Genomic DNA, 19,235 nt, shown 5'->3' with positions numbered 1-19,235 from the left:
GCGTGACGTACTAGGTGCGCGCCCCACTTTCGGGGAGTATTCGGGGAGTAACGGGCCGAGGAATGCCACCGCACCCGGATCAGAAGTGGAAGAGTCCTATCTATGCAGGTCTGGCCGGGACACGCTTATCCCCTCGGCGCCACCTATGACGGCGCCGGTACCAACTTCGCGGTCTTCTCCGAGGCCGCCCACCGGATCGAGTTGTGCCTGTTGCACGACGACGGTTCAGAAACGGCGGTGGAGCTCCGCGAGACCGACGCCTTCGTGCGCCACGCCTATCTGCCCGGGGTGATGCCGGGTCAGAGGTACGGCTTCAGGGTGCACGGGCCCTACGAGCCCCAGCGCGGGCAGCGGTGCAACTCCGCGAAGCTACTGCTCGACCCGTACGCCCGTGCGGTCGCCGGGCAGATCGAGTGGGGCGAGTCGGTGTACGGCTACCCGTTCGGGAAGCCCGACGCCCGCAACGACCTCGACTCGGCCCCGCACACCATGAGCTCGGTCGTGGTCAACCCGTACTTCGACTGGGGCGACGACCGCCGTCCCCGTACGGACTACCACCGCACCGTGATCTACGAGGCCCACGTGAAGGGCCTGACGATGCTCCATCCGGGGCTCCCGACCGAGCTCCGCGGTACGTACGCGGGACTCGCGCACCCGGAGGTCATCGCCCACCTGACGGAACTGGGCGTCACGGCGATCGAACTGATGCCCGTTCACCAGTTCGTCCAGGACCACCGCCTGGTGGACATGGGGCTCGCCAACTACTGGGGCTACAACACCATCGGCTTCTTCGCCCCGCACAACGCGTACGCCTCCTGGGGCGAGCGCGGGGAGCAGGTGCTGGAGTTCAAGCAGGCGGTGAAGGCGCTGCACCAGGCGGGCATCGAGGTCATCCTCGACGTCGTCTACAACCACACCGCCGAGGGCAACCACCTCGGGCCGACCCTCTCCTTCCGCGGCCTCGACAACGCCTCCTACTACCGTCTGACCGACGACCAGCGGTACTACATGGACACCACGGGGACCGGGAACTCCCTGCTCATGCGGTCCCCGCACGTCCTCCAGATGATCATGGACTCGCTGCGGTACTGGGTGACCGAGATGCATGTGGACGGCTTCCGCTTCGACCTGGCGGCCACCCTCGCCCGCCAGTTCCACGAGGTGGACCGGCTCTCCTCCTTCTTCGACCTGGTCCAGCAGGACCCGGTGGTCAGCCAGGTGAAGCTGATCGCCGAACCGTGGGACGTGGGCGAGGGCGGCTACCAGGTGGGCAACTTCCCGCCTCTGTGGACCGAGTGGAACGGCAAGTACCGCGACACGGTCCGCGACCTGTGGCGGGGCGAACCGCGCACGCTGGCGGAGTTCGCCGGGCGGCTGACGGGATCGTCCGACCTCTACCAGGACGACGGGCGCCGCCCGCTCGCCTCGATCAACTTCACCACCTGCCACGACGGCTTCACCCTGCACGACATGGTGTCGTACAACGACAAGCGGAACGACGCCAACGGCGAGGGCAACCGGGACGGCGAGAGTCACAACCGGTCCTGGAACTGCGGAGCAGAGGGCGAGAGCGACGATCCGGAGGTCCTGGAGCTGCGGGGCCGGCAGATGCGGAACTTCATCGCCACGCTGATGCTGTCGCAGGGCGTGCCGATGCTGAGCCACGGGGACGAGTTCGCCCGGACGCAGCAGGGCAACAACAACGCCTACTGCCAGGACAACGAGCTCTCCTGGATCCACTGGCCCGATCCGGACGCCCCGGACGACGAGTTCCGCCGGAACCTGCTGGAGTTCACCCGCGCCATGGTGTGGCTCCGCCGCGACCACCCGGTCTTCCGGCGCCGCCGCTTCTTCCACGGCCGGCCGGTGGAGGGCACGCACGACGAGCTCTCCGACATCGCCTGGTTCACTCCCAAGGGCCAGGAGATGACCCAGCGGGACTGGCAGGCGGCACACGCCAAGGCGATGACCGTGTTCCTCAACGGCCAGGCGATCTCCGAGCCCGGGCCACGCGGGGAGCGGATCTGTGACGACTCGTTCCTGCTGATGTTCAACGCGAGCGCCGAGACGCTGGAATTCGCCGTACCGGTGGACCACGGGGAGCAGTGGCAGGTCGTCGTGGACACCGCACGGCCGGAGGGGGTGCCTCCGGGGACGGGGCCGAAGGTTGCGGAGGGCGAACGGGTGACGCTGATCGGACGCAGCCTCACCGTGCTGAAGCGTCCCGGCTGAAACCGCGTCGAGGCCGCCGCCCGACGGGCCGGCAGGGGTGAGCGTACGGCCCGGGGTGACACGGATCGCCCCGGGCTGGGTACGTAGGTGAGCATGACGCCCACCGCCACGTACCGGCTTCAGCTCCAGCCCGACTTCCCCTTCCCCGCGGCCGAGAAGGCGGTGCCGTATCTGGCCGCGCTCGGCGTCTCCCATCTGCACCTCTCGCCCGTCCTGGAGGCCGTCCCCGGTTCCCGGCACGGTTACGACGTGGTCGATCACAGCCGCGTACGGGAGGAGCTGGGCGGGGAGGAGGGGCTGCGCAGCCTCGCCGCCACGGCCCGGGAGCACGGGCTCGGGCTGGTCCTCGACATCGTGCCGAACCACATGGCCGCCGTGCCCCGGCACAACCGGCAGCTCTGGGAGGTGCTCCGCGAGGGCCGGTCCTCCCCGTACGCCCGCTGGTTCGACATCGACTGGGCTGCGGGCGGCGACAAGGTGCTGCTCCCGGTCCTCGCGGGGCCGCTCGCTGAGCAGCTGGACGCGCTTTCGGTCGACGCCGACGCGGAGGTGCTGCGCTACGGCGAGCAGGAGTTCCCGCTGCGGGCGGGCACGGCGGACCTTCCGCTGACCGGGCTTCTCGACGCTCAGCACTACCGGCTCGCCTGGTGGCGGCTGGCCCGCACCGAGCTGAACTACCGCCGCTTCTTCACCGTCTCCGAGCTGATCGGGGTCCGCGTCGAACACCCCGAGGTCTTCGCAGCGACCCACGGAAAGGTGCTCGAACTCCTCCGTGACGGGGTGCTGGACGGATTGCGCATCGACCACCCGGACGGCCTCGCCGAACCGGCCGCCTACCTGCGGCGGCTGAACGAGGCCACCGGCGGCCGGTGGACGGTCGTGGAGAAGATCCTCACCGGCGACGAGCACCTCCCGGCCGGGTGGGCGGTCGCCGGGACGACGGGGTACGACGCGCTGCACCGGATCGACGGGCTGTTCACCGACCCGGCGGGCGCTGCGGAGCTGCTCGGCCGCTACCGGCGGTTCGCGGGTCCGCCCGGCGACCGGGGCGGCTACTGGAAGGCGACCGTCCGCCGGGCCGCGTACCGGGTGGCCACCCACGAACTGGCCTCCGAGACGGCCTGGCTGACCCGGCTCGCCGCCTCAGTCTGCGCGGCCGAACCCGCCCTGCGCGACCACGCGCCGTGGGCGCTGCGGACGGCGATCCGGGAGCTGCTGGTACGGGTGCCGGTCTACCGCCCGTACGTCACGGCGGGCGTACCGCCGACCCGGATCGCGGAGGAGACCCTTCCGGACGATGCCGTACGGGACGCGAAGGCGGTGTTCTCCGTGCCGGAGGAGGCCGCCGCCGTCGACGTCGTACGGGATCTGGCGCTCGGGCGACTGGGTGACGGCGAGGAACAGGCTTCCTTCTGCGCCCGGTTCGCACAGACCGCCTCCGCGCTGCACGCCAAATCGGTGGAGGACACCGCCTTCTACCGGTACGTGCCACTGATCTCGGCGACGGAGGTGGGCGGGGAACCGGGACAGCCCGCGGTGACGGTGGACGAGTTCCACGCCTTCGCCACCCGGATCGCCCGGGACTGGCCCGCCACGGGGACGGTCCTGACCACGCACGACACCAAGCGCAGCGCCGATGTCCGGGCCCGGATCGCGGTCCTGTCGGAGTGTCCGGAGCGGTGGGCCGGGCTGGTGGCCGAGCTGACCGGGGTGACACCCGTCGCGGCGCCGGACCCGCAGCTGGCGTGGCAGGCCTGGCAGTCCAGTTACGGCTGCGCGCCACTGCCCGCCGACGAGCTGGGCGCCCGGCTGGAGCCCGCGCTGCTCAAGGCGGTGCGCGAGGCGGGGCTCTTCACCAGCTGGACGGAGCCGGATGCCGCGTACGAGAGGGCGGTGACGGACTTCGTCGCCGCGGGCCCGGGCAGTGCTTCCGGGGCGGCCCGGAGGCTGGTGACCGGCTTCGCAAAGTCGCTGGCCCCGCACGTACGGGCCAATGTGCTCGGGGCGGCGCTGGTGCAGCTGACGATGCCGGGGGTGCCGGACCTGTACCAGGGGACGGAGAGCGAGTATCTGGCGCTGGTCGACCCGGACAACCGGCGTCCGTTCCGGCGTCCGGACGAGCCGGCGCAGGAGAAGCAGGAGATGACGGCGGCGGCGCTGGGGCTGCGGCGTGAGCTGCCGGAGGTGTTCGGGGAGTCGGGGACGTACGTGCCGCTGGAGGCACGGGGTGCGGCGGCCGGGCATGTGGTGGCGTTCAGCCGGTCCGGCGAGGTGGCGGTGGCGGTGACCCGGCTGTCGCTGCGGCTCGCGGAGGACGGGGGGTGGCGGGACACGGTGGTGGAGCTGCCGGACGGGGGCACGTGGCGGGATGTGCTGGCACCTTCGTCCCCGCCGGGGCGGGAGTTCGCCGGGGGTGCGGTCGCGGCGGGCGAGCTGTTCGGGGAGCGGCCGGTGGCGCTGTTGCGGCGGGTACGGGGGTGATGCCCGGATGCCCGGTCCCGGGAGATCGATCAGGACGGGCGTACGAGCAGGGTCCTCGGCCCCCGCGTGAGCACCCCGCTGGACGCCGGGCGGAAGCCGTCGGCCCAGCGGATGCCGGGCATCGCCGTCAGCAGCGCCCGCAGCCCGTGTTCGGCCTCCAGCCGGCCGAGCAGGGCGGCGGGGCAGCCGGCCGGGCCGCTGAGCAAGGGGTCGGCGTCGGCGCGCAGCGGGTCGAACCGGTCGGGGGCGGCGAACCGGGCCGGGTCGCGCCCCGCCGCGCCGATCAGGCAGGCGACGGGCGCCCCGCCGGGCAGCATGCCGCCGCTGACGCGGACCTCGGTGCGGGTGCGGCGCAGCACGATCTGGACGGGCGGGTCACGGCGCAGCGTCTCCGCCCAGGCCCGGCGGAGCAGCATCCCGGCCCCGGCACCTGTCCCCGGTCCTGCCGCGCCCGCCACCGCGGCCAGCAGGTCGGGGTCGTCCAGCATGTTCGCGAGGAACGAGGCGAGGGCCCGCTCCCGGAGCCCGGTGTGCCGGGCGCAGTCGTCGGCTCCGCCGGCGTTCAGGTGCGGGGAGGAGGGCCTGGCCGCCGCGGCGTCGGCCCCCGCGGGGAGCCATCGGCAGAACTCGGCGACCAGGTCGGCCTGGTCGCGCCCGGCTATCCGGCGGGCCAGGACGTACGCCGTGCGCTCCAGGGCGGCGGCCGCGGCAGGCGTCCTGTCCGGGACCCGGTCCGTACCGCTGCCGGGCAGCGGCGTACAGACCAGGCTCCCCCGGCAGAGCCCCAGCGGGGCGGGGACCGGGCCGCGCGGGGCCCCGTCGCGCGGGTAGCCGGTGAAGCGGGGGTCGGTGAGGGCCAGGGCCACGTCCGCGTACCGGCTCAGCAGCCAGGCGCCGAGGCCCGGGTCGTATCCGAGCGGGAAGTCCGTGCGGAGGGCCCGGTAGAGGCGCAGGCGGTACGGGTCGGTCGAGGCGCCCGGCTCCAGCAGTCCCGGCTGCCCACCCGCGAGCCGGTGCGGGCGGCGGGCGGCGGGCAGGGCCTCGGAGCGGTCGGCCGGCATCCCTCGTCGCCCCCTGCGGTCGTGGCGTCGCCTGTCGACGCACCTTCCTCTCAGCGGACCACCGTCGGGGGCTCGGCGCAGTCGGCGTACGCCCGTTCGGGTGAGGGGGCTCCGGGGCGGAAGGGACTCAGCCGGCCGGTTGGCGGTGTCCCGGAGAGCGGTGATCAGCTCGGTGAAGGCCGCCGCCGCGCCGGTCAGGGCGGCCCGGGGCCTGACCGAGGCACAGGCCCGGGACACGGGACACGACGTGGTGGTCAACACCCTGCCGCTGACCGCCGTCGCCGGCGTTCCTGACGCTGGCCGGGCGTGGCCTGCACCAGCAGCACCGAGAGCGGGCGCCCCTCGATCAGGCGGGCGGGCGCAGCGACGGGGTGGTCAGGCGGAAGCTCATCCGGCCGAAGCTCACCTGGTCCCCGTCGCGCACCGGGATGGAGCCGACGAGCCGCTGGCCGTTGACGCAGGTGCCGTTGGTGGAGCCGAGGTCGCGCAGGACCCAGCGGCCGTGCTGCACGGTGAGTTCGGCGTGCAGCCGGGAGACCGTCTCGTGGTTGAGGCGCAGCCCGTTGCCCGGGTCGCGGCCGATGAGCAGCGGATACGGGCTCGGCGCGGGCAGCAGCAGCTTCGGCAGCCGCTCGGTCCGCCAGGCCCGGCGCAGCCGTCCGGGGAAGGCGGATATCCCGCCGACCGCGCGGACGAGCCCCTGCGAGAAGCGGCTGCCGGTGTCCAGGTCCGAGGTGAGGGCCGCCAGCTCCTCGGGGCGGCGGGCGACGAGGGCGAGCTCCATGCGCCGCATGAACGTGTCGTGCGACAGCTTGCCCTGTGCGGCACCCTCTCTGAGCACGCCGAGGACACGGTCGCGCTGGGCGTCCGACAGCCGCGCGGGATACGTGTGGAACTCGAAGGAGGACGTCACATCGACGATTGTCGGGCCGAGGGGCCCGAAGTGTCCAGAACAGCTCCGCTTCCCGCCCGTGCTGACCTGCGCCGGGGCTTTTCCACTCCCCTGCACGACACCGCCCTCGTCGGCCGTGGCGCCTTCGGCCACCGGTACGCCACCGTGGCGGCCGGCGGCGAGTACGCCCCGACCGGACCTGGGTCGCCCTGCGCGACGGCACCGTGGTGGCCAGGGCCGCCTGGTGGGGCGCTCCCGACGACACCGCGCCCATCGCCCTCGACTGGTTCGACTTCGCGCCGCGCGAGGAGGAGGCGGGCGCCGAACTGCCGCGCCGGGCCCCCTTCCGTAGCGAACACTCGCTGCTGGTGCCGCCCGGCTGGCGGGAGGCGCCCGAGGTCCGGGCTGCCGCCGAGAGCCGGATCGCCGCAGCACGGGCGGCCGGTGTGGAGGTCCTCGTCGAGCGCTTCCGCTACGTGTGGACCACCGACTGCCCGCTGCCCGAGCGGCCGGGCCGGCTCACCTTCCGCCCCGAGCCCGGCGACGCCGTGATCCTCGACGTCCTGCGCCGGGTCCACCCGGTCACGCTGGATGCCCACGCCCGGCGGGACATCGAGGGCCCGGGCGGCCTGGATGCGGCGGCACGGTCGGAGCTGCCATCGCGGGCGCGACGGACCGCGCGAACACGCCGATGGCGGCCGCGTTCGCCCGCGCCGGTCACCCCGTCACTCAGGAGCGCATCGACCTGGTGTTCGCTCAGGGTTGAGTGACCCGCTCGCCGTCTCCTCGGCGAGCCAGTCCAGCCGGAGTTGCTGCTCGGCGGGGATCGTCGCGTCCTCGCCGCGCGGCCCCACGTTGAGCAGCAGGTTCCCGCCGTCGGCCGCCGTGTCGCGGACCAGTGAGGTCAGCGCGCGGCGGCCGATGAAGGCATCCGGGCCGGAGTTGCGGTTGTAGCCGAAACTGTGGTCGATACCCCGGGTGATCTCGTACGGGTCGGAGCCGGTGTACCGGGCGTACTCCGGCGTACGGAAGTCGAAGTCGGGCGGCGTGCGGGGGACGAACCCCTCCCCCTGCGCCACCGTGCGCCGGTCCCACCAGTTGTGGAGGGACTTGGCGCCCGGCAGGTGCAACGCCCGCCAGTGCGGGGCGTACGGCAGCAGGCGGTCGTTGACGACGCCGTGCGGGACGGTGAAGCGGTAGAAGTCGGTGAGGGAGCGGATCCCGGTGGCGGAGGCCGGCCAGGCGATGTCGTTCCAGAGGATGTCGGGGCGGTAGCGGCGGATCAGCTCCCGCAGCTGGGCGTCGGCGTACGCCGGGTAGCGGCCGCGCGGGACGGCGGAGAACATGTCGGCGGCGGTGCCGATGGGCCGGTCGTCGAAGGTCCAGTCGAGCCCGCCCGAGTAGTAGACGCCGAACCGCAGGCCCTCGGCCCGTACCGCTTCGGCGAACTCACCGACCACGTCCCGGGTGGTGTGCCAGCCGGTGCGGTGCGGGTTTCGGACCTCGGAGGGCCAGAGGCAGAAGCCGTCGTGGTGCTTGGTGACCAGGACCGCGTACCCGGCGCCCGCCTCGCGGAAGCCGCGGGCCCAGGCGGCCGGGTCCCAGCCGCTGAGCCCGTCCTCGAAGTCGTGGCCGAAGTCGGTGTAGGGGCGGTCGCGGTAGGTGGCTCGGTGGTGGGCGGCGGCCGGGGAGCCGGGGAAGCGGAGGGAGTTCTCGTACCACTCCGCGTACGAGGTCCAGCCGAGCGGCGCACGCCGGCCCGCCGCCGGGAGCTCACCCGGCGGGACGTAGGGCGGGGCCCAGCCGGGGACGGAGGCGGGTGTCCAGTGAACGAAGATCCCCAGCCGGGCCCGGGACCACCATGAAGCGACCATGGCGGGAGTATTGATCATTCGGGGGGCCGTGCGTAAGCCCCTTCGGCGGCCTGGATCCGCGTCTGCGTCCTCTGTGCCCGGATCAGGTCGCGGTACCAGGCGTAGGAGGCCTTCGGCGTACGGGTGAGGGTCTCGTAGTCGATGTGGACCAGGCCGAACCGCTGCGAGGCCCCCTCCGTCCACTCCACGTTGTCGGTGAGCGACCAGGTGAAGTAGCCGCGTACGTCGACCCCGGCGTCCATCGCCGCGCGCAGGGCGTTGAGATGGCTCTCCAGGTAGGCGATCCGGCGGTCGTCGGCGAGCGGCTCGTCCAGGGCGCAGCCGTTCTCGGTGATGTGGAGCGGGGGGAGGCGGTCGCCGTAGCGGCGGTGCAGCAGGGTGAGGATCTCGGTGAACCCCTCGGGGACCACGGGCCAGCCGAAGCCGGTCTTCTCGTACCCCTCGATCTCGCGTATCCCGAAGGGGAGTTCGGCGGGCATCGCGAAGCCGGAGAAGGTCTCCAACGCCTCCGGCCGGGGCGCGCCGACGAGGGTGGGGTTGTAGTAGTTGACGCCGTACCAGTCGAGCGGGGTCGAGATGACCTTGAGGTCGTCGGCGACCGGGCCCGGCATCAGTGCGGCGATCCCCTCGTCCGGGTAGCGGCCGGTGACGACGGGGTCGGCGAAGAGCCAGTTGGTGAGGGTGTCGTACAGCTCGGCCCCCGCTCGGTCCTCGTCCGAGTCGCCGGCCGTCCAGACCGGGGCGTGGGAGAGCGCGAGGCCGATGTTGTCGGCGCCCGCAGCACGCAGGGCGCGGACCGCGAGGCCGTGGGCGAGGAGCTGGTGGTGGGCGGCGGGCAGGGCGTCGAAGAGGAGGGTGCGGCCGGGAGCGTGCTCGCCCAGCGCGTAGCCGAGCATCGTGACCTCGGCGGGTTCGTTGATGGTGATCCACATCGGGACCCGGTCCGCGAGGCGTTCGGCGACGATTCCGGCGTACTCGGCGAAGCGGTAGGCCGTGTCCCGGTCGAGCCAGCCGCCCGCCTCCTCCAGCGGGAGCGGGGTGTCCCAGTGGTAGAGGGTCGGGGCGGGGGTGATGCCGTGGGCGCAGAGCTCGTCGACGAGCCGGTCGTAGAAATCCAGGCCGTCGGCGTTGACCGCGCCACTGCCGCCCGGGACCACGCGGGGCCAGCTGACGGAGAACCGGAAGGCGTCGGCGCCGAGCCCGGAGAGCAGGGCGACGTCCTCGCGGTAGCGGGCGTGGAAGCCGGTGCCCCGGGTGGTGTCGGTGCCGTCCTTGATCCGGCCCGGCTGGGCGGCGAAGGCGTCCCAGCCGGAGGGGCCCTTGCCGTCGGCGTCCACCGCCCCTTCGGTCTGGAAGGCGGAGGCGGAGACTCCCCAGAGGAAGCCGGGCGGGAACTGCGGTACGGGCATCGCGGCCTCCATGAGCCGTACGGATGAACGGGACCTGTATGAGCGGGGAGCAGGCCGGGCAATGATCAGGACCAGACCTTAATGGCCGGTGACGGGCCGGTTCCAGGGGTGCGCGGTCACGGGCGGTGTGCGCCGGTCACGGCGCCCTCTCTCCCGGGGCCGCGCGGCGATCCGGCGATCTGACGATCCGGTACGGACGAGGAGTGGTGGATGCGGTTCGAGGTGTGGGCCCCCGAGGCGGACACGGTCGTGCTGGAGGCGGCGGAGGTCCGGTACCCGATGGAGCGCGACCCGCGGCGGAAGGGGTGGTGGAGCACCGGGGCGGAGGCGGCGGACGGGGAGCGATACGGGTTCCGGGTGGACGACGGGCCACTGCTGCCCGATCCTCGGTCGCGGCGCCAGCCGGACGGACCCGACGGGCTGAGCGCGGTCGTCGACCAGGGGGCGTACGCCTGGCGCAACGACTGGGCGGGGCGGCGGCTGAACCGCGCGGTCCTGTACGAGCTGCACGTGGGGACGTACACCCCGGAGGGCACGTTCGACGCGGCAGCGGCACGGCTGGGCCATCTGGCGGAGCTGGGCGCCACCCATGTGTCGCTGATGCCGGTCTGCCCGTTCCCCGGCACCAACGGGTGGGGGTACGAGGGTGTCTCGCTGTGGGCGGTGCACGAGCCGTACGGGGGGCCCGAGGGGTTGAAGCGTTTTGTCGACGCGGCGCACGGGCTGGGGCTCGGGGTGGTCCTGGACGTGGTCCACAATCACTTGGGCCCCTCCGGCAACTACCTGCCCGCCTTCGGCCCGTACTTCACCGACACCCACCACACCCCGTGGGGCGCGGCGGTCAACCTGGACGCCCCGGGCTCGGACGAGGTACGGGCGTTCCTGCTGGGCAGCGCGCTGGCCTGGCTGCGGGACTACCGGCTCGACGGGCTACGGCTCGACGCGGTGCACGCGCTCGCCGACACCCGGGCGCTCACGTTCCTGGAGGAGCTCTCGACGGCGGTCGACGCGCTCGCCGTGGAGCTGGGCCGGCCGCTGGGGCTGATCGCCGAGTCCGACCTCTGCGACCCGCGCACCACCACCCCGCGCCCGGCGGGCGGCCTCGGGCTGCACGCCCAGTGGAACGACGACTTCCACCACGCCCTGCACACCGCGCTCACCGGCGAGTCCCAGGGCTACTACGCGGACTTCGCCCAGGCCCCGCTCGCCGCCCTGGCCAAGACGGTGACGTCGGCGTTCTTCCACAACGGGACGTACTCCAGCTTCCGGGGCCGCACCCACGGCCGCCAGGTCGACGTCTCCCGCACCCCCGCCCACCGCTTCGTCGGCTACGCCCAGACCCACGACCAGATCGGCAACCGGGCCCTGGGCGACCGGCTCGCCGCCTCCCTCTCCCCCGGCCTCCAGGCGTGCGCCGCCGCCCTCGTCCTCACCGGCCCGTTCACGCCGATGCTCTTCATGGGCGAGGAGTGGGGGGCCCGTACGCCCTGGCAGTTCTTCACCGACCACACCGATCCGGAGCTGGCGGAGGCCGTACGCAACGGCAGGCGGCGGGAGTTCGGCGCGCACGGCTGGGCGGAGGAGGAGATCCCCGACCCGCAGGACCCGGCGACCCGCGACCGCTCCTGTCTCGACTGGGCCGAGCCGGAGCTCGAACGGCACGCACGGCTGCTCGCCTGGTATCGCGAACTGATCGCGCTGCGGAGGTCGTTGCCGGACCTCCACGACCCGGACCTGGCTTCGGTGAAGGTCGCCTTCGACGAGGACGCCCGCTGGATCGCCTACCGCAGGGGGGATCTGCGGATCGCGGTCAACCTGGCGGACGACCCGGTGGCGATCCCGCTCGGTCTCGGGCGTCACCGCCGGTCCGGCGGGCGGGTGCTGGCAGCTTGGGAGCCGGTGGAGGCGCCGGGGGTGGACGGGGTGCTGCGGCTTCCGCCTGAGTCATGTGTGGTGCTCGCGGACGACTGAGTTCACCCGGGCCTCGTGACACGCTCCGTCTGACGGACCGCCCCTTCCGACGGAGCACCCGGACCCGACGGCGCGGCCCTCGAGATCATGCCGACCGCCGGCCTCGCCCCGCGCCAGGCACACAGGATCGTGGAGTCCGCCCGCCGCGAGGTGGAGCTGGGGCGCAGGGCCGGGCACCCCCGGCTGATCGGTCTCCCGGATTCCTTCGTCCTCACGTCGGCACCCGGCCGCCCCTCGCTGAGCTGACCGGAACGCACGGGCACGTTCCTGCGCTGGGCACCCTGGACTACTTCCCGCCCGAACGCTGGCGGGCGCCCCTGGGAGAACTCGGCGTACGAGTCCGGCCCACCGCGGAGCGGGTGGGCGTGCCGGAGTGCTTCCAGCCCTCCTGCCGCTCCATCCCCCGGTATCCGCCGCGCCCCTCGTGTCCTCGCCTCCAGCCAGGGCGACGACACCTCCGCCGTAGTCCTGCTGTTCGTTCGGCCCTCGCGGCGCGGGCCGACTGCCGGCGCCGGGCCCGCGAGGCACGCCCCTGCGAGCCCGGCCCCGCTCCCGTCAGCCCCCCACCGCGACGGGTGGTCCCGTCGCGAAGCGCTCAGGGCTACTCCACGATCGCCAGTTCGCGCGCGGTGGCGTTGAGGCGTCGGCCCCCGTCCTCGGTGACGGTCACGATGTCCTCGATCCGGACCCCGAAGCGGCCGGGAAGATAGATGCCCGGCTCCACGGAGAAGCACATGCCGGGGACGAGCGGCTGCTCCTCGCCCTCGATCATGTACGGCGGTTCGTGGGTGGTGACGCCGATGCCGTGGCCGGTGCGGTGGATGAACCGCTCGCCGTAGCCGAACTCGGTGATCACCGCGCGGGCGGCCCGGTCGATCTCCTGGCAGGCGACCCCGGGCCGGACGGCGGCGCACCCCGCCTGCTGGGCCTCGCGGACGATGTCGTGGACCCGCTGCTCCTCGGCGGTGGGCTCGCCGACGTGGACCGTACGGGAGGTGTCGGATCCGTAACCGTGCTTCAGGCCGCCGAAGTCCAGGACGACCATGTCACCGCGCTCGATGGTGCGTGTCCCCGCCTCGTGGTGCGGGTTGGCGCCGTTGGGGCCCGAGCCGACGACGGTGAAGTCGACCTGGGAGTGCCCGAAGTGCTGGAGCAGCGCGGCGAGATCGGCGGCGACGTCGGTCTCCCGGCGGCCGGAGAAGCGCACCTTCAGGATCTCCTCGTACGTGGCGTCCGCCGCCGCCCCGGCTGCCGCCAGGCGCTCCAGCTCGGCGGCGTCCTTCACCGCCCGGAGCATGGGTAGCGCCTCGGTGAGGGAGGCGTACGACGTGGCGGGCAGGGCTCGTTGGAGGCCGAGGAGGTGCATCGCCCAGGCATTGTCGCTGACGCCGAAGCGGCCTTCGGCGTTCAGCAGTGGGGCAGCCACGGCGTACGGGTCCTTGCCGTCGGTCCAGTCCCGCAGGGCGAGGGCGGGCGCCCCGGCCGCCGCCGCCGCGTCGGGCGCCTCCAGTGTGGGGACGACCAGGACCGGTTCCTCACCGGCCCGCAGCACGAGGAGGGTGAGGCGTTCGGTGGAGACGGGCTGGTAGCCGGTCAGGTGGACGAGGTCGGGGCCGGGCGCGACGATCAGCCCGGCCAGCCCGGCTGTGGCGGCGGCTTCGGCCGCCGCCGCCATGCGGGCCCGGTAGTCCTCGGCGGTGAAGGGTACGGGGGGTGGCGCGGGCTCGTTCAGGCTGGACATCGGGCCTCCTGGGGGTGGCGGCTGGCGCAGGACATGGGTCCCTTCATCCTGCCCGCCGGGCGGCGTGTAAGCGCACGTAGGTGAGGGCGTGGACGGCGTAGGGGGAAGCAGCCGGACAGTTCGAAAGGCGTACCGGACGCAGGCGTACGGACTCGGAGGCCGATGGGAACGCACGCGTACGGGACGGGTCGCCCGGAAACCGGCGCCTCCGGTTCACCTCGGCAGCCGCACCACCACGTCGGCCCGCTCCTGGCCGCCCTCCACCAGCCGGGCGTTCACCTCGTCCGAGCTCTCCACCCACGCCCGCGCGTACGCCGGAGGCTTCCCGTACCGCACATGGCGCTCGACGAGCCGCTCCACCCGGACCTGCGGATCGAGATCCAGGTACCAGACCTCGTCGAGCAGCCCGCACACCGGCGCCCAGGGCCCCTCACCGAACAGCAGGTAGTTGCCCTCGGTGATGACGAGCGGCACGTCGGGCGGTACGGCCACAGCTCCGGCGACCGGCTCCTCCAGAGCCCGGTCGAAGGCAGGGGCGTACACGGGGTGGACCGGGTCCGGGTCGCGCAGCCGCCGCAGGAGCGCCGCGTACCCGGGCGCGTCGAAGGTGTCGGGAGCGCCCTTGCGGTCGGCGCGGCCGAGGCGTTCCAGCTCGGCGGCGGAGAGGTGGAAGCCGTCCATCGGGACCAGGACGGCGCGTCCCTCCAGGGCATCGGCCAGCCGTCGCGCCAGGGTGGACTTGCCGGCGCCGGGCGGTCCGGCGATGCCGAGGATGCGGCGCTGCCCGGCCTCCGTGAGGCGGCGGGCCCGGTCGGCGAGGTCCAGGAAGTCCATGTGGGGCATTGTGCGGGGCCGGGGCCGGGAGCGTTAGTGTTACGTATAACCGCCATCGCACCCGTAACGGACCCGTGAAGGACGCCCGCCTCATGTCCCACATCGCCCTGGTCACCCTGGTCGTCCGCGACTACGACGAGGCCGTCGCTTTCTACCGCGACGCGCTCGGCTTCGAACTGGTGGAGGACACCGAACGGGGCGACGGCTCCCGCTGGGTCGTCGTGCGCCCGCGGGGCGCGGCGGCCGGTACGGGGCTGCTGCTGGCCCGCGTGAAGAACGGAGGGCAGGAGGCGAGCGTGGGCGCGCAGACGGGCGGGCGGGTCGGCTTCTTCCTGCACACCGAGCACTTCGCGCGCGACCACGCCCGGATGAGCGCGGCGGGGGTGCGCTTCCTGGAGGAGCCCCGGCACGAGACGTACGGCACGGTCGCCGTCTTCGAAGACCTGTACGGCAACCGCTGGGACCTGCTGCAGCCCGCCGCGGCCCGGCCATGACGCGCATGACGGTACGGAGGCCGCCGGGCGCCCCGCGGCGTGACGCAACCGCATCCAGGCCGCTTCGCCGATGACGGGACGGGGAAGCCGCTGACCTGCTGGGACGTATCCGTCCCGGGAGGCCGGTGCAGCGCCGAGGGGCACGTCCCCGGCCTCTGGAAGGGACCACGCCGGGGTGGTCGCGAACTCCCGGACAGTGACCCGCCGGGGATCTCGGGCTCCCGGGGCTCCCGGGGCTCCCGGGGCTCCCGGAGCTCTCGGAGCCGGGGTCTCACACCCTCGCCAGCCCCGCCTCCCGCACCGCCACCGCCTCCATGGCGTCCAGTACCGGCCGGATCAGCGGATGGCCCTCGGCCCCCTGGCGTACGGCGGCGAAGACGCGGCGGGTGGGGGCGCTGCCCTCCACCGGGCGGACGACCACCCCGGTCAGCTCCATGCCCCGCAGCGCCGACCTCGGCACCAGCGCCACCCCGGCGTCCGCTCCCGCCAGCGCCACCACCGCCCGGAAGTCGTCGGACGAGTGCTCCAGGCGCGGCTCGAACCCGGCGAACTCGCAGGCCAGCACCACCACCTCATGGCACGGGTTCCCCGGGTACGGTCCGATCCACGAGTCCTTGGCGAGGTCGGCGACCGCCACGTGGTCCTGGTCCGCGAGACGGTGGCCGACCGGGAGCACCGCGTCGAACGGCTCCGAGTAGAGCGGGACCCGGGTGAGGCGCCGGTCGTCCTCGGCGGGCGCGCCCCGGTACTCCACGGCCACCGCCACGTCCACCTGCCGGTCCAGCACCATCGGGACGCTCGCGTCGCCCTCCGCGTCCTGGACCTTGACCCGGATGCCGGGCGCCGTGCGGACCAGCTCGGTGAGGGCGGGGGCGAGGACGAGGCCGATGCCGGTGGCGAACGCGGCGACCGTGACCGTACCGGCGACGCCCGCGCTGTAGTCCGCCAGCTCCGCCTCCGCTCGCTCCAGCTGGGCCAGGACCACGTTGGCGTGGCTGAGCAGGATCTCACCGGCGGCGGTGAGCCGGGCGCCGCGCGCGCTGCGTTCGACGAGGCGGTGGCCGGTCTCCTGCTCCAGGGCGGCGAGCTGCTGGGAGACGGCGGACGGTGTCAGGTACAACGCGGCGGCGGCCGCGGTCACCGTGCGGTGGTCGGCCACCGCACGGAGGATTCGCAGCCGCCGCGCATCGATCATGTGCCCATTGTCCCAGGTCGCGGCCGAGGCCCCGACCCGCTGGTCACGCCTCCGCGTCGAGGGCCGCCCGGGCGTCGACGAAGGCGTCCACGGCGCGGTTCACGTCGGCGGCGGAGTGCGCGGCGGAGAGCTGGACGCGGATGCGCGCGGCCCCCTGCGGGACGACCGGGTACGAGAACCCGATCACGTACACCCCGCGCTCCAGGAGCAGCTCCGCCAGCCGGGCCGCCTTCGCCGCGTCCCCGATCATCACGGGGGCGATCGCGTGGTCGCCGGGCAGGATCTCGAAGCCCTCCTCGGTCATCCGGGTACGGAAGAGCGCGGTGTTGGCGTTGAGCTGGTCGCGCAGGTCGCCGGCGGACTCCAGCAGGTCGATGACCTTGAGGGAGGCGGCGGCGATGACCGGGGCGAGGGAGTTGGAGAAGAGGTACGGGCGCGAGCGCTGGCGCAGCAGGGCGACGATCTCGGCGCGGGCGGCGACGTAACCGCCGGAGGCGCCGCCCAGCGCCTTGCCCAGGGTGCCGGTGATGATGTCGACCCGGTCCATGACGCCGTGCAGCTCGGGCGTGCCACGGCCGCCGGGGCCGACGAAGCCGACGGCGTGCGAGTCGTCGACCATGACCATCGCGTCGTAGCGGTCGGCCAGGTCGCAGATGTCCTGGAGCGGGGCCACGTACCCGTCCATCGAGAACACGCCGTCGGTGACGATCAGACGGCGGCGGGCGCCGGACGCCTCCTTGAGCTGCTTCTCCAGGTCGGCCATGTCGCGATTGGCGTAGCGGAGGCGCCGGGCCTTGGAGAGGCGGATGCCGTCGATGATGGAGGCGTGGTTCAGGGCGTCGGAGATCACCGCGTCCTCGGGGCCGAGGATCGTCTCGAAGACGCCGCCGTTGGCGTCGAAGCAGGAGGAGTAGAGGATCGTGTCCTCCTGGCCGAGGAAGGCCGACAGCCGCGCCTCCAGCTCCTTGTGGACCTCCTGGGTTCCGCAGATGAAACGGACCGAGGCGAGCCCGTAGCCCCAGCGGTCCAGCGCCTCGTGGGCGGCGGAGACGACCTCGGGGTGGTCGGCGAGGCCCAGGTAGTTGTTGGCGCAGAAGTTGAGGACCTCACCGGCGCGGCCGCCGGAGGTGACGGCCACGGTCGCGGACTGCGGGGTGCCGATCACGCGCTCGGGCTTGTGCAGGCCGGCGGCGCGGATCTCGTCGAGGGTGGTGCGCAGATCGTCGCGTACGGAGTCGAACATGCTGGATTCCTTAAAAGGGATGCGAGAAGAGGTTCGAGAAGGAGTTCGACGGGTCAGATTCGACGGGTCAGGCGGTCCAGTCGAGGATGACCTTGCCGCCGAGGCCGCTCGCGGCGTCGTCGAAGGCCGCTTCGAAGTCGCGGAAGCCGTACCGGCCGGTGATCACGGGGGCCAGGTCGAGGCCGCCCTCCAGCAGGACGGACATGGCGTACCAGGTCTCGTACATCTCGCGGCCGTAGATCCCCTTGATGGTGATCATCGAGGTGACGATCCGGGACCAGTCGACGGCGAACTCCTCGGCGGGCAGGCCGAGCATCGCGATCCGGCCACCGTGCGTCATGTTCGCGACCATGTCGCGCATCGCCTCGGGGCGGCCGGACATCTCCAGGCCGATGTCGAAGCCCTCGCGCAGGCCGAGCTCGCGCTGGCCGTCCGCGATGGTGCGGTCGGCGACGTTGAGGGCGAGGCTGACGCCGACCTTGCGGGCGAGGGCGAGGCGGGCCTCGCTGACGTCGGTGATGACGACGTTCCGGGCGCCGGCGTGCCTGGCGACGGCAGCGGCCATGATGCCGATCGGCCCGGCGCCGGTGATCAGGACGTCCTCACCGACCAGCGGGAAGGAGAGCGCGGTGTGCACGGCGTTGCCGAACGGGTCGAAGATCGCCGCGATGTCGAGGTCGACGGGGACCCGGTGCACCCACACGTTGGAGGCGGGCAGGACCACGTACTCCGCGAACGCCCCGTCCCGGCCGACGCCCAGGCCGACGGTGGAGCGGCAGAGGTGGCGGCGGCCGGCGAGACAGTTGCGGCACTTTCCGCAGACGAGGTGGCCCTCGCCGCTGACCAGGTCGCCCACCGCGATGTCCGCGACGTCGGAACCGAGGGCCGCGACCTCGCCGACGAACTCGTGGCCGAGGATCAGAGGGGTGGTGACCGCCTGCTGGGCCCAGCCGTCGTAGGCGCGGATGTGCAGGTCGGTGCCGCAGATCCCGGTACGCAGGACCTTGATCAGGACGTCCCCGGGGCCGTACTCGGGCTCCGGCACGTCCATCAGCCACAGTCCCGGTTCGGCCTTCTGCTTGACGAGTGCCTTCACGGCTGCGGCTCCCTGCACGTGGTACGCGGGTGGTGGATACCCCGGGCCTCGGGGCCTGTCGGAGGAGCCCTGCGGCCCGGGGTGGTCTTCGGGGGGTTCCACCCCCATGGTGGGGGCGGGGAGACGGCGGGACGGGACGGAACACGCCCGTGCGGCTCCACGCGCCGTCCCCGGCCGTCACCCAGAAGGCTGCCGTACGGCGGGGCCCGGGTCCATCGAGGATTTCTTAAGCGGGGTCGCAGGAGATCTTCACGCCTGGGCAACGGTTCACCGACCGCTGCCGTCCGCAAGCCTTCGCTTTCGCGGTCACAGCTCGCCGTACGGGCGCAGAAAGCGGAAGCGGCCCTTCTCGACCCGGTAGTGGAAGGCCCGCCCGGATGCCGGACCTGGCGTGTGGAGGGTTCGAACGTCAGGGTGCGGACGATCCCCTGGTGCTCGGTCCGCAACAGCCGTTGCGCCAGCCCGCCGCGTTCCTCACCGCCCGCGCTCGTCGCCGCGGCCCGGGCGATCAGGCCGACCGCGTCGTACGCCTCGGCGACCCAGGTGGCGGGCGGTGCGCCGAAGCGCCTGCGGTGGGCGGCGGTGAACTTCGCGGCCGACGGAGTGCCGCGGCATCCGCGTACGCCTCGGCGCTACCGCGATGTGCGGGTGGAGCCGCTGACGTAAGGCCGACGGGTCCGGGGAAGGGGCGGCGGGCCCGGGCCGCCGCCCC

14 protein-coding genes and 2 pseudogenes are annotated in these 19,235 nt (G+C 73.1%); 7 read left to right on the top strand and 9 right to left on the bottom strand.

The features are described from left to right. The first annotated feature begins 102 nt into the window (after positions 1-102). Entirely contained in the window at positions 103-2,232 is a 2,130-nt protein-coding gene (gene glgX / locus ABZ154_RS15120) for a glycogen debranching protein GlgX (RefSeq protein ID WP_356832627.1), read from the top strand. Between the two features lie 93 nt (positions 2,233-2,325). After that, a complete protein-coding gene (gene treY, locus ABZ154_RS15115) occupies positions 2,326-4,713 on the top strand; it encodes a malto-oligosyltrehalose synthase (protein WP_356832625.1) in 2,388 nt (795 codons plus the stop codon). Positions 4,714-4,742: 29 nt separating this feature from the next. Here treY and ABZ154_RS15110 read toward each other — a convergent pair whose 3' ends face one another. Both ABZ154_RS15110 and ABZ154_RS15105 read right to left on the bottom strand, forming a co-directional pair. Next, positions 4,743-5,774 (bottom strand): cytochrome P450, encoded by a 1,032-nt coding sequence (locus tag ABZ154_RS15110; RefSeq protein ID WP_356832623.1) that lies wholly within the window; start codon positions 5,772-5,774, stop codon positions 4,743-4,745. Between the two features lie 346 nt (positions 5,775-6,120). Further along, complete coding sequence (locus tag ABZ154_RS15105) at positions 6,121-6,687, bottom strand: DUF1707 and FHA domain-containing protein (protein ID WP_356832621.1); 567 nt, start codon at positions 6,685-6,687, stop codon at positions 6,121-6,123. Positions 6,688-6,753: 66 nt separating this feature from the next. Between ABZ154_RS15105 and ABZ154_RS15100 the strand changes: the two are divergent. Beyond that, positions 6,754-7,432: pseudogene (locus ABZ154_RS15100) on the top strand (hypothetical protein). Here ABZ154_RS15100 and ABZ154_RS15095 read toward each other — a convergent pair. Continuing rightward, the gene (locus tag ABZ154_RS15095) at positions 7,392-8,540 is read right to left on the bottom strand and encodes an alpha-L-fucosidase (protein ID WP_356832619.1); all 1,149 of its coding nucleotides are present in this window, start codon (positions 8,538-8,540) and stop codon (positions 7,392-7,394) included. The pseudogene ABZ154_RS15100 and the gene ABZ154_RS15095 overlap by 41 nt on opposite strands. Positions 8,541-8,554: 14 nt before the next feature. Continuing rightward, on the bottom strand, positions 8,555-9,949 hold the full coding sequence (locus ABZ154_RS15090; RefSeq protein WP_356832617.1) for a GH1 family beta-glucosidase: 1,395 nt from the start codon (positions 9,947-9,949) through the stop codon (positions 8,555-8,557). Between the two features lie 210 nt (positions 9,950-10,159). Between ABZ154_RS15090 and treZ the strand changes: the two genes are divergently transcribed. Together treZ and ABZ154_RS15080 are read left to right on the top strand one after the other, a co-directional pair. Further along, on the top strand, positions 10,160-11,920 hold the full coding sequence (treZ, locus tag ABZ154_RS15085; protein WP_356832615.1) for a malto-oligosyltrehalose trehalohydrolase: 1,761 nt from the start codon (positions 10,160-10,162) through the stop codon (positions 11,918-11,920). Positions 11,921-11,995: 75 nt separating this feature from the next. After that, positions 11,996-12,276: pseudogene (locus ABZ154_RS15080) on the top strand (serine/threonine protein kinase); the annotation flags it as partial. 245 nt (positions 12,277-12,521) lie between these two features. On the opposite strand, the gene ABZ154_RS15075 reads toward ABZ154_RS15080, so the two are convergent. Beyond that, positions 12,522-13,661: an aminopeptidase P family protein gene (locus tag ABZ154_RS15075; RefSeq protein ID WP_356832613.1), complete on the bottom strand. Its 1,140-nt coding sequence runs from the start codon at positions 13,659-13,661 to the stop codon at positions 12,522-12,524. A 213-nt stretch (positions 13,662-13,874) separates the two neighbouring features. Next, positions 13,875-14,495, bottom strand: coding sequence for a nucleoside/nucleotide kinase family protein (locus tag ABZ154_RS15070; RefSeq protein WP_356832611.1), 621 nt, complete (start codon positions 14,493-14,495; stop codon positions 13,875-13,877). A gap of 92 nt (positions 14,496-14,587) precedes the next feature. Here ABZ154_RS15070 and ABZ154_RS15065 point away from each other — a divergent pair, with 92 nt between their 5' ends. After that, on the top strand, positions 14,588-14,989 hold the full coding sequence (locus ABZ154_RS15065) for a VOC family protein (protein ID WP_356832609.1): 402 nt from the start codon (positions 14,588-14,590) through the stop codon (positions 14,987-14,989). A gap of 271 nt (positions 14,990-15,260) precedes the next feature. Here ABZ154_RS15065 and ABZ154_RS15060 read toward each other — a convergent pair whose 3' ends face one another. The 3 genes from ABZ154_RS15060 to tdh all read right to left on the bottom strand — a co-directional run bounded on the left by ABZ154_RS15060 (position 15,261) and on the right by tdh (position 18,523). Beyond that, a complete protein-coding gene (locus tag ABZ154_RS15060; RefSeq protein WP_356832607.1) occupies positions 15,261-16,184 on the bottom strand; it encodes a LysR family transcriptional regulator in 924 nt (307 codons plus the stop codon). Between the two features lie 43 nt (positions 16,185-16,227). Beyond that, on the bottom strand, positions 16,228-17,427 hold the full coding sequence (locus ABZ154_RS15055) for a glycine C-acetyltransferase (RefSeq protein ID WP_356832605.1): 1,200 nt from the start codon (positions 17,425-17,427) through the stop codon (positions 16,228-16,230). 67 nt (positions 17,428-17,494) lie between these two features. Further along, positions 17,495-18,523: an L-threonine 3-dehydrogenase gene (tdh, locus tag ABZ154_RS15050; RefSeq protein WP_356832603.1), complete on the bottom strand. Its 1,029-nt coding sequence runs from the start codon at positions 18,521-18,523 to the stop codon at positions 17,495-17,497. Between the two features lie 393 nt (positions 18,524-18,916). On the opposite strand from tdh, the gene ABZ154_RS15045 reads away from it, so the two are divergent. Further along, on the top strand, positions 18,917-19,189 hold the full coding sequence (locus ABZ154_RS15045) for a hypothetical protein (RefSeq protein WP_356832601.1): 273 nt from the start codon (positions 18,917-18,919) through the stop codon (positions 19,187-19,189). The last annotated feature ends 46 nt before the right edge of the window (positions 19,190-19,235 follow it).

This window comes from Streptomyces sp. NPDC006261 (genome assembly GCF_040613515.1).
Taxonomy (GTDB): Bacteria; Actinomycetota; Actinomycetes; order Streptomycetales; family Streptomycetaceae; genus Streptomyces.
Note: the sequence above shows the minus strand (reverse complement) of the source record. Positions and strands in the feature narration are given on the sequence as shown.

What these genes read in the sequence shown, in the direction of transcription:
- glgX (WP_356832627.1), top strand. Translation starts at nt 103, where the DNA reads ATGCAGGTCTGGCCGGGACACGCTTATCCCCTCGGCGCCACCTATGAC.
- ABZ154_RS15065 (WP_356832609.1), top strand. Translation starts at nt 14,588, where the DNA reads ATGTCCCACATCGCCCTGGTCACCCTGGTCGTCCGCGACTACGACGAG.
- treY (WP_356832625.1), top strand. Translation starts at nt 2,326, where the DNA reads ATGACGCCCACCGCCACGTACCGGCTTCAGCTCCAGCCCGACTTCCCC.
- ABZ154_RS15070 (WP_356832611.1), bottom strand. Translation starts at nt 14,495, where the DNA reads ATGGACTTCCTGGACCTCGCCGACCGGGCCCGCCGCCTCACGGAGGCC.
- ABZ154_RS15060 (WP_356832607.1), bottom strand. Translation starts at nt 16,184, where the DNA reads ATGATCGATGCGCGGCGGCTGCGAATCCTCCGTGCGGTGGCCGACCAC.
- ABZ154_RS15090 (WP_356832617.1), bottom strand. Translation starts at nt 9,949, where the DNA reads ATGCCCGTACCGCAGTTCCCGCCCGGCTTCCTCTGGGGAGTCTCCGCC.
- ABZ154_RS15055 (WP_356832605.1), bottom strand. Translation starts at nt 17,427, where the DNA reads ATGTTCGACTCCGTACGCGACGATCTGCGCACCACCCTCGACGAGATC.
- ABZ154_RS15110 (WP_356832623.1), bottom strand. Translation starts at nt 5,774, where the DNA reads ATGCCGGCCGACCGCTCCGAGGCCCTGCCCGCCGCCCGCCGCCCGCAC.
- treZ (WP_356832615.1), top strand. Translation starts at nt 10,160, where the DNA reads ATGCGGTTCGAGGTGTGGGCCCCCGAGGCGGACACGGTCGTGCTGGAG.
- ABZ154_RS15075 (WP_356832613.1), bottom strand. Translation starts at nt 13,661, where the DNA reads ATGTCCAGCCTGAACGAGCCCGCGCCACCCCCCGTACCCTTCACCGCC.
- ABZ154_RS15095 (WP_356832619.1), bottom strand. Translation starts at nt 8,540, where the DNA reads ATGGTCGCTTCATGGTGGTCCCGGGCCCGGCTGGGGATCTTCGTTCAC.